This window comes from Micropruina sp., from assembly GCF_047602085.1.
Taxonomy (GTDB): domain Bacteria; phylum Actinomycetota; class Actinomycetes; order Propionibacteriales; family Propionibacteriaceae; genus Micropruina.
In genome coordinates this window covers 188,460-198,116 of sequence record NZ_JASGID010000006.1, presented here as the reverse complement: position 1 = coordinate 198,116, position 9,657 = coordinate 188,460, and the positions used below count along the sequence as shown (strand labels likewise).

Genomic DNA, 9,657 nt, shown 5'->3' with positions numbered 1-9,657 from the left:
AGCCGTGGTCGAGGCGGCGCGCACGGGAAAGCCGGTCGAGGTCGACGGATCCATCGGCCTCATAGACAACAACGTCACCAAGCCACTGTCGATCGACGAGATGAACGAGGCCATCACCGAAGGCTGGGCGGGCGAGCGCTGAAGCTCAGCTTCAGCGCTCGCCCGACAGAAGCGTTGTGATTAACCGGGGATGCCCCGCACATGCGGGCAGCCGCGGCCAGGATCATCTCGGACATCCGGGCCAGTACGGATAGATGTCGCATATTCCGGGCGAGGCGCTCGACGTGCTCGGGGCCGGCACGGCACCGAACCCAATCGCAAGCAACATGGCAATGACGCAGACAAGAGAACGCAGAAGGGCTACACGCATACTGCGCATGATCGGCTTCCAATCCGACCTGCCACGTCGAGCGTTGTCCGTCCGGGCGACTCAGGGCCAGCAACTACCTGATCGGATAGCCAATGAATCGCGGCTCACGGGCAACCCCCCAATGAGCGAGCTGTTTGAGTAGCCTGATGCGCTGACAAGATCGGGGTGAGGGAGGTTCCGCGTGACCGCCGATTTGAAGTGGCCGGCCAGAGCGCTGCAACGGCACTTTGATGTCCTCCTCGCCGGGCTACTCGCGTCGCTGACGCTTGCCTTCGGCACGCAGCACGGCAATTGGGGCGCGGTCACCGTCGACCTGAGCGCCTTCCTTGCCGCAGCGCTCACCTCTTGCTGGCCACGGTGGGCGGGAGCCAGCCTAGCGCTTGTGCTTGCAGGGCTGGTCTTCATGCCGACCGGATGGCCATCGCTCGCGGAGTATGCGGCTCTGATCCCGATCTTGGGGACCGGCGTACGTGGCGAACGCCGAGAACGTCTCTGGATGACAGGCGCCTACGCTGCACTACTAGCCGCCCTGACATACAAGGATTCGCAGGGCCACCCGGCATGGCCCATCGCCATTGCCGCATGGGCCGTGCTGATCGGAACCATGTGGGTCATTGGCGATCTGTTCACTTCATACCGCCAGGCGCTCCAGCGAGCCCAAGCCGCCGCCATCCAGGGGCAAAGGATCGAGTTGGCTCGGGGTCTACACGACACCGTCGCACGCGAACTCGCCCGCGCCTCGCTCCGGGTACAGGCCGCCCGCAGTCGAACTCCTTCGCATGAGCTCGATGCCGCCGTCGAAGGAATCCAACGAGCCTCAACTGAACTGAGATGGATGCTCTCCCTGCTCCGCGACGCGACACAGGGTCAACTCGTCACCACCTCCGCGCCTGGGGCTCCCTCCAACCTTGTTCAAGCTGTAAATCAGCTCCGGGCACATGGCATCACCGTAGACAGCACGGTCGAGGGTGACTTCGACGCCATTCCAGGCACCCTTCTACCGACGCTTCATGCCGTTATCGGCGAGATGTGTGCCAATATTGAGCGGCACGCCGATGCCACGCGCCCCTGCGCCATCATCGTCAGCGCAGAAGAGCGCGCATTGGAGGTGGTGTTCATCAACTACCTACCCGCAGAACTGCCGATCACGTCGGCGACTCCCGGCCTCGGCCTTGCCGGCACTCAAGAACGGCTGGCACTTGTTGACGGCGAATTGATCACCGAGCGAACCGAGTCTCAGTGGATCAGTAAAGTCAGGATTCCCTTATGAGAGCATTCATCACGGTGATGATCGTCGACGACGACCTCCTAGTACGCCGCACCGTTCAACAGCTTCTGCGCGAGCACCCCGACATGCGCGTGCTCGCCACATTCGCCAACGGCCACGATGCCCTTGCCGCGCTGTCGACGAGCCAGCCCGACATTATGCTGGTAGATATGGCAATGCCATACCTTAGCGGCGGCGAGTTGACTCGCATGATCAAGAAAGACTACCCAGAGATCCACATCCTCGCCTACACATCGTTGTCTGATCAACAGTCGGTTGCGGACATGCTAACCGCAGGCGCAGCCGGCGTCGTCTACAAGGAGGCATCCATTGATGCCGTGGCGGATGCTATTCGTGCGACGTGCGCCGGCCTGGCGGTTCTTTCGCCGCGGTTCAGCCAGAAACTCAAACGACCCTATGTCGACACCCCACTTTCCGATACCGAGGTAGAAATCTTGCGCCTTCTCACCCGCGGCATGAGCAATGAGCAAATCAGCACCCAAGTGCGTCTAAGCGCTAACACGGTCAAATATCATCTCAATAGACTCTGCGAGAAGCTTGGTGCGCACAACCGGGTGACACTTGCCGTTGCAGCGACGCGTCTCGGCGTCGACACATAATCCGACCGACTGGGGGTCCGCACTCAAGCCAATGCCTGGGAGCGGCACTGATAGTCGCGGGTAAAGGCATGCCTGTCAACGACGACTCAGCAGCTCTTCAGCGCGCTTCTCCGCCTCCCGCTCCAGTTCTTGGAAGCGAAGGATTGTCCCCTCATTGACCCGACCCACAACTTCTTGATGCTCGTTGAGCAAGGATTGGTACAGCGGGCCGATGCCAAGTGACACCTCACATCGCGCCGAACTCGTCGCGACCGCGATCTCCCGTTCTTTGAGAGATCCGCTCTTCCCACCTTCAAGGTCGATGGCCTTGAGGAGCTCTTCAATCTGTTCTTGGCGGCTCTTGGCACCGTACCCAGCTTCCCGCATACATGAGGCCCATCCAGTCATGGCTTCGACGTACCGCGGATCTGACTCAACAGCCCGGATCACATCGTTGCGCATCGACTGCAGCTTGCCGTCAACCGCACTCCACTCGACCAGATCTCCTTCGACCGCCTGCCTTCCCGCCGCAATGCAGGAATCCTTACGAAAATAGACAACGCCATCCTCACCGTTGTCGATGACGACTATCGACTTATCTGCAGACTGACCATTGGCTATCTGCTGCGGGTCGATCCGGCGGCCAAAATATGCTTCCGTCCACGCCGCAGCCGCCGCGGGGCCGAGAGTTCTTAGTTCATCCGGCGATTGCGACACCAAGGGGGGCCCATCTGGCGACAATCCGAATCCTTCGCGGGTCGCATACTGTTCATCACCAATTCTTCGGGACTCTCTCAAAGGCTTGACGTAGTCTCGCGGACGATAGTCGAAACCACGACTCTTCATGCAGGCAGCCGTAGCCAACTCGCGCGCATCGTGGAGCTCGCGATCATGTTGATAACGGATCGCAAACAGCTCGTTGAACGGCTCAGCGATGACTGTGGCTGACGCACTGGCCGAGGACACAGACGAAATCGTCCCACTACTCGGACCTGTGGGCTCTGTGGAGCAGGCTGCCAAGAGAAGAGCAAGGGCCGCAACGACGCCGTGCAGCCTCGGCCCACGCCGGAAATTCAGTGCTGGCACCAGCGGTTCGACTTGCCATAGTTGCTTCGCATCAAAGACTGCCCTAGCAGGAGAATCGTAAAACTCCCTCCGAAGTCTGTATTGGCATGGATGTCGACATTGCATTGTGTGCCCATATTGTCGAAAACATCAGCGCGATTACCCCATCCCCCCGTCAGATTGGCCCAGTTGCGCACATTTCCGGGAATCCGCCCTCGCGTGCTCGTCTGAATATCGTAGATACACAGATCACCCGCGACACACGTGACGGCTGCATGAGCAGGCACAGCCGGACTCGCCACCAACCCGCCCGCAGCCAATCCCGCCACTGACACGCCTGCCACTATCCGCTTCAAACCCATCTGCTTTCCTGCTTCCTTGACCTAGATATTGAACGTGCCAACTATTTTGATGACTCGCGGCCGAGCCGTCCACGCCTGGTGCGTCAGCGTCCTCGCGATCCGCGCCCAACTGGCCAACTAGCAGGACGGCCGATTACCCGATCCGGTAGCGAGCGACTCGGACGAGATAGCGCCACAGACGAGGACGCGGAGCCTTGGATGCTGGATGCTTCTCGCGACACGCGCCTATCCGTTCGACCGCAACGTGTCTATTGGTTCGATGCGGCCAGCTTGAAGCGCGGGGTACAGGCCGGCGAGCAAGCCGATAACCGCACCAACCAGCGGACCTAGGATGGGTACTAGTGTCGGCATCGTTGGTGGCCACTGCTGAATAGTCGCCACGGTCGCAGTGACTATCATTCCGACACTGTCGCCAGCGAGCGCACCGATAATCGCCGTAGCTACGCTGGACAACAGAAATTGCGAGATAATATGGCGGCGACGTGCACCGATGGCCCTGCGTAGTCCGATCTCGGGAGTGCGCTCGAGAACAGAGACCAGTGTCATATTGGCGATACCAATGCCGCCGATGATGAGGCTGATCGCGCCGAGCGCGAGAAGCAGGTTCTGGGTATCGTCGGCGACCTGCTGCCGAGTGAGCTCTGGAGAGGGCGGCGCATCCGCTCTGATGATGTCCGGCTGGTCCGGGCGGATCGCAAGCCCCACCTGATCAGCAACAACTTCAGCCGCACCTACCTCGGTCTCTACCAATAACGTCGCAGCCCCAACTAGCCCTAGCTTGGACTCCGCGTACCCCTGCGGCACGATAGCCGCCTGCAGCAGGATTGAATGACGGGGAGCTGCGTCCAGGATCCCCGTGACGGTGACTGGCTGGCCGTTGATGAACACGACGGGCCGCCCGCTGACGTCAGCGATGCGCAGACGCTCCGCCGCACCGCGCCCGAGCACCACGACCGGCTGCTTCGTCGCGTCGTGCCAGCTGTTGAAATAGACTCCGCGCATCACCCCCTGTGCGATATCGACCATTGCTGGGCTGCTCGCGAACACCGTGATGTCGCTGCTCGCCGCAGCCGTTGGGTCGTAGCCAGGGGTCCCCGTGACTCGTGTGGCAGTAGTGATCTCTGACAGAGTAGCGGCGGCCACCGTGCCATGAATGCGCAGAACCCGATCAACTGCATCGACGGGAATCGCACTGTAGTGCTCAGGCAACGCAGATTTCGCGGCGATCTCCGTCGCAGAGAGTGCGTCGAATCGCGCCGCAATCTGCGCGTCAAGGCTGGCTGCCAGGCCGAGCGTGCTGACCAGCACAGCAATTCCGACCATAGTGCCCAGCGCGGTGAGTGAAGAGCGTCCAGGGCGTGCCTTTAGGTCGAGCCAGACCTCCTTCGCAATGTCACGGAAAGACAGCCGAGAGAGTTCAATCACAGCTACTCCATCAGGATGCCGTCCATCATGACGAGACGGCGTTCTGCCCGCCGGGCTACCTCCGGGCTGTGCGTCACCACCACCAAGGTGAGCCCGTCGGTGTGAAGTTCTTCGAACAAGGCCAAGATCCGATCCCCTGTCGCGGAGTCGAGATTCCCGGTGGGCTCATCCGCTAGCAGCAACTGCACGTCGGAAGCCAGCGCACGGGCGATCGCGACTCGCTGACGTTCACCACCTGACAGCGTCGCCGGGCGGGCATTCATGCGATGCTCGAGACCCACTCGGGCCAGCGCGCTCCGGGCTCGGTTGCGGCGTTCGGCGCGTGGGATTGATCGGTACATCATGCCCAGTTCGACATTCTCAGTGGCCGTGCGGCTGCCAAGCAGGTGGAAAGCCTGGAAGATGAACCCGATCGTGCTTCCACGAATGGCCGAACGCAGATGATCAGCTATTCCATCGACGGATTGGCCTGCGACCCGCACACTGCCAGCCGTGGGCCGATCAAGGAGTCCAACCACGTTGAGCAACGTCGACTTTCCGGATCCCGACGGACCAGTCACCGCCAGGTAGTCGCCGGCATTGATGATCAGATCGGTTGGGTGCAGTACGTCGAGATCACCAAACCGACGGCTCACCTGCCGCAACTCCAGCAGAGGATTACTGTCCGACAACGACCTCATCTCCCACCCCCAGTGCGCCACCTTGAACTGCTGCGATCTCGACGTAGCCGTCCGCAACAAGACCCGCGCGAACCACGATTTCGCTCATACCCGCCGGTGTGACCTTCTGAACTCGGGCGAGACCACTCGCTGTCCCCGATACTGCGGCCAGCGGCACCACCAGCACCTCACCAGCGGTTGAGCCGACCGTGATAGAGACCCGCAGGTTTGCACCCTGGTCGGCATGGTCGAAGGCCACCTTGGGCGTGACCTCGACTGTCGCCTGGCCATGATCGTCATTCATGGCGGTCACGGTTCCATGCAGATCCTCTGTGGCTCCATCAGCGCGGAAGGTGACCGGGGCACCCATCTGCACCAACGTGGCATCACTCTCGGTCAACTCGCTACGGACCAGCAGCTTGCCAGGTGCAAGCTTCGCCCAGACATCTGTCGGAGACGTCGTAGGGTCATCTCCCGAGTTGTTCGAGGCCCCAGTTTTGGTGACCGTCACCGGGAGCTTCCGAAGGAAGATGACCTCGCAGTACGGCACCGATACCCCCGTCGCGGCGGTTGCGGTGGCGAGATCCTGTTTGGCACTGAGACGAGCGGCTGTAGCGCTCCTCACGGCCGCCTTGGCCGCCGTGAGATCAGGACCCTTTCGGAGCTCTCGGTCCCTGGCTCGCGCGATCTCCAGCTCACGGAGGGCGAGCCTTCTGCCGTCCGCCGTCGCAGCCTTTCGAACCTGCTCTCTTGCTTGATCCACTGCCACTCTCGAACTCAGCAGTTCGCTGCGAGATGGCCCTGCCCGCAGATCACGTAGCGCGCCGGTTGCTGACTGGACCTGGGCATCGGCCTGACTGAGCGCATCGCGCGCCGAGCGCAATGCGGCCGATTCTTCGATCGTGGGCCCGATGACGGAGAACCCGGCCGCCGCGTACCAGCGCATCAATGCCCTCTGAGTGCTCGCGCCCAAGACGCCCTTCTTGTCACTGATCCGGTAGCCGAGACGCTTCAGGCCCGATTGGAGTTGCTGGACATCCACCCCAGAGACGCCCGGGCGCATCGTCCTGAAGGCTGCAGTCTTGCCGCGGAGCACCAGCACCGGGCGACCATTGACCGCCGCGAGCAGATCGCCCTCGCGTAGTGACGCTCCCTCTGTCGCCGGCTTGGTAAACACAGTCACGTCACTGCCGGCGGATACAGGCATACATGAAACCGGGGTGTCGCCGATCGGGCTCACCGTTCCTCGGGTGACGACACTAGACACCAGCGCTCGGCGTTCAACCGGTGCGGAAAGAACAGTTCGGTTCGGCTTTCGCTGCTCGGCCGTCTCTGGTGATCGAACAACTGCAATCGATGCGATGACCGCCCCCAGTGCAAGAAGAACGCAGAAGATGATCGACCACCGGCGCCAGGTCCAGCGCGATGCTGGCGGATCGGATGCCGATTCCGCTCCGGTATCGACTCCACTTGAGTTGGCAGCCCTGCGCCCAAACACGGCGCCGGCTACCATGCCCCGGCTGGGCACACATTGCAGTTTGACCCGAGAGCCAGCCAGACAGGACCACTCGCCACATGGGCGCCGCTCACAAAGCGCATGTACTGAATCATCACCTTCGGATCTCGTGACTCCTCAGGCATGACTCGCATGACCTGCCAAGCTGGGCAACGTATCCTTCAAGAACTACCCGTCCGGGTAGTGGTACTCAGCCAATTCTCACCGAGATCGGGTCTTCCGCCTCGGGGGATACGCACTCTGAATGACCCCATGACCAGCTCACGTAGCCAGCGACTGCCCGGCTCGTTGTCGAAGCGCGGATGCCAGTACTGGGCCACCTCGAACCGTTCGACCGGCAGCGGGCGGGGCCACAGCGCCAGATCATTGCCGTGGGCGAGCGTGGTGCCGATGTGCCGCGGCAGGGTCGCCAGCAGGTCGGTGCTGCCGATGATCGCGCCCAGGCCGAGGAAGCCGGGGAGTTCCAGGACGATCCGACGCTCGATCCCCTGCGTGGTCAGGGCGCGGTGCAGCAGCGTCGCGCCGGTGCCGGCGGTGATCGCCACATGCCCTTCGGCGACGTAGCGGCGGCGTCCGAGTCGTTCCCGGACGCGAGGGTGCCGGGGACTGGCCAGGCAGACCCAGTCCTGCTCGAACAGGGGCTGCGTCGCGATCACGCCACCCAGCCAGGGCGCATAGCCGGTCGCCAGATCGGCATCCCCAGTAGTCAGCGCCTGTTCGGTGGCACTGTCGACGCGGGTCACCTTCAGCCGGACGCCGGGCGCCAACGCCCGCACCCGCTCCAGTAGAGGCGGCAACAGGGTGATGTGACTGCAGGCCGACCGCGTACTGTTCGCGGCGTCATGACCGATCACTACGCCCTGTTCGGGCACCCCGTCGGCCATAGCAAGTCGCCACTCATCCACGGCTGGTTCGCCGAAGCCACCGGAGCGGATCTCGACTACCGCGCCATCGACGTATCGCCGCAGCCACCTGCGGCGTTCGCCGACGCGGTGACCTCGTTCATCAGCAGCGGCGGTAGGGGCGCCAACGTCACGGCGCCGTTCAAGCAGCAAGCCCTTACCCTCGCCGGACGAGCCAGCCGGACGGCGCGACTGGCCGGCGCCGCCAACGCGCTGCGTTTCGAGCACGGCACGATCCACACCGAGAACTTCGACGGTGCCGGATTGCGGCGTGACATCGAGAGCAACCTGGACGTCCCGATGGCCGGGTTGCGGGTCCTGCTGATGGGTGCCGGGGGCGCCGTCCGGGGAGCTTTGCTGCCGTTCCTGGACGCCGCTCCCGCCGAACTGGTGCTGGTCGAGCGCACCGTCGCGAAGGTGGAGGCCCTGGCCGCCGAAGTCGGGCACCCATCCGTCCTGCACGCGTGCGGCTACCCCGATCTGGATGGAATGGGCGACTTCGACCTGGTGGTCAACGCCACCTCAGCCAGCCTGTCCGGCGAGTTGCCACCGGTTCCGTCTTCCGTCTTCCGGGAGTCCGGGACGGCGTACGACCTGGTCTACGGCACGGGCTCGACGCCGTTCCTGACCCTGGCGCAGCGGGCCGGCGTCGGACGGCTCGCCGACGGCGTGGGCATGCTGGTCGAGCAGGCCGCCGACTCCTTCGCCTGGTGGCACGGCGTCCGCCCGCCCACGCGATCCGTCATCGAACGCCTCTCCGCAGCGCGATAGCCGATCGAGAACGTCCCCTCTGCTCGCCGCGAAGACCCGTCGCGTGACGAGCGCCAACCGTCGCCACTAGTAGAGTGTCGCTCCTAATGGTTTGGTAATGGGTGGGATTGGCTTGTCCTGATTGATGCTTGATCGGGAGGAGTCGTATCGTGCCCAGGCTGAAGGATCATGTCGTCGCGTTGACGGCTGAGGATCGTGTGAAGCTGACGAGGGTCGTGTGGGTCTGTCAACTTAACGGTGTAACTGGGGTTGTGTTGTTGGGTTCGGGCAGCGCTGCCGAGACTCCCATTCTCTGTCGAAATGCTGAGTCCGTTCTGGAAAAGTCTGGCCGACTCAATTCTTCACTCAGCATCGTGCCGAGTGAAGGCGTCCCCTTGCGATTGAACTCGCTCACGTAACACCGCCAGCTCCGCTCCAGACACCACCGCCGAGGCACTCACATTCGCGACGACCCACTCCAGACCGAGTGTGAGTGGGAACTCAAGCGGCTAAGGCACTCGGAAGTCAACCTCGCGGCGAAGAAGTTCGTCGTCTACAGTCGCATAGCCTCCTACAATCTCGACGGGAAGGTCAACCTCCGTCGCGCGCACCCAGATCTTGCCTTGCCGCGAGTCGTCTCCGTCTCCTGAGACATCAAAGAAGTCACTCAACTTCACGCGATTTGCGGGTGACATCAACAAGGTCAAACGACAACGCAAGCCACGCGCGTCAACGGTTCCTG

Annotated in this window: 9 protein-coding genes; 3 read left to right on the top strand and 6 right to left on the bottom strand. The window is 62.5% G+C overall.

The window, feature by feature from the left end; genetic code table 11:
• Window positions 1–551: 551 nt before the first annotated feature.
• Together QM721_RS12515 and QM721_RS12510 are read left to right on the top strand one after the other, a co-directional pair.
• Entirely contained in the window at window positions 552–1,640 is a 1,089-nt protein-coding gene (locus QM721_RS12515) for a sensor histidine kinase (RefSeq protein WP_415122473.1), read from the top strand.
• Window positions 1,637–2,257, top strand: coding sequence for a response regulator (locus tag QM721_RS12510; RefSeq protein WP_415122471.1), 621 nt, complete (start codon window positions 1,637–1,639; stop codon window positions 2,255–2,257). Before QM721_RS12515 ends, QM721_RS12510 begins: the two co-directional genes overlap by 4 nt.
• Window positions 2,258–2,332: 75 nt before the next feature.
• Here the strand turns inward: QM721_RS12510 and QM721_RS12505 are convergent, their stop codons facing one another.
• The 6 genes from QM721_RS12505 to QM721_RS12480 form a co-directional block, all read right to left on the bottom strand.
• Window positions 2,333–3,202: a hypothetical protein gene (locus tag QM721_RS12505; protein ID WP_415122469.1), complete on the bottom strand. Its 870-nt coding sequence runs from the start codon at window positions 3,200–3,202 to the stop codon at window positions 2,333–2,335.
• Window positions 3,203–3,309: 107 nt separating this feature from the next.
• On the bottom strand, window positions 3,310–3,663 hold the full coding sequence (locus tag QM721_RS12500) for a hypothetical protein (RefSeq protein ID WP_415122467.1): 354 nt from the start codon (window positions 3,661–3,663) through the stop codon (window positions 3,310–3,312).
• 225 nt (window positions 3,664–3,888) lie between these two features.
• Entirely contained in the window at window positions 3,889–5,088 is a 1,200-nt protein-coding gene (locus QM721_RS12495) for an ABC transporter permease (protein ID WP_415122465.1), read from the bottom strand.
• 2 nt (window positions 5,089–5,090) lie between these two features.
• Window positions 5,091–5,723 carry an ABC transporter ATP-binding protein gene (locus QM721_RS12490; RefSeq protein WP_415122485.1) on the bottom strand — a complete coding sequence of 211 codons (633 nt, stop codon included), beginning with the start codon at window positions 5,721–5,723 and terminating at the stop codon, window positions 5,091–5,093.
• Between the two features lie 22 nt (window positions 5,724–5,745).
• Window positions 5,746–7,275 carry a hypothetical protein gene (locus QM721_RS12485; protein WP_415122463.1) on the bottom strand — a complete coding sequence of 510 codons (1,530 nt, stop codon included), beginning with the start codon at window positions 7,273–7,275 and terminating at the stop codon, window positions 5,746–5,748.
• 149 nt (window positions 7,276–7,424) lie between these two features.
• Window positions 7,425–8,060, bottom strand: coding sequence for a LysR substrate-binding domain-containing protein (locus QM721_RS12480; RefSeq protein ID WP_415122461.1), 636 nt, complete (start codon window positions 8,058–8,060; stop codon window positions 7,425–7,427).
• Window positions 8,061–8,105: 45 nt separating this feature from the next.
• Here QM721_RS12480 and aroE point away from each other — a divergent pair, with 45 nt between their 5' ends.
• On the top strand, window positions 8,106–8,936 hold the full coding sequence (gene aroE / locus QM721_RS12475; protein WP_415122459.1) for a shikimate dehydrogenase: 831 nt from the start codon (window positions 8,106–8,108) through the stop codon (window positions 8,934–8,936).
• Window positions 8,937–9,657 lie beyond the last annotated feature (721 nt).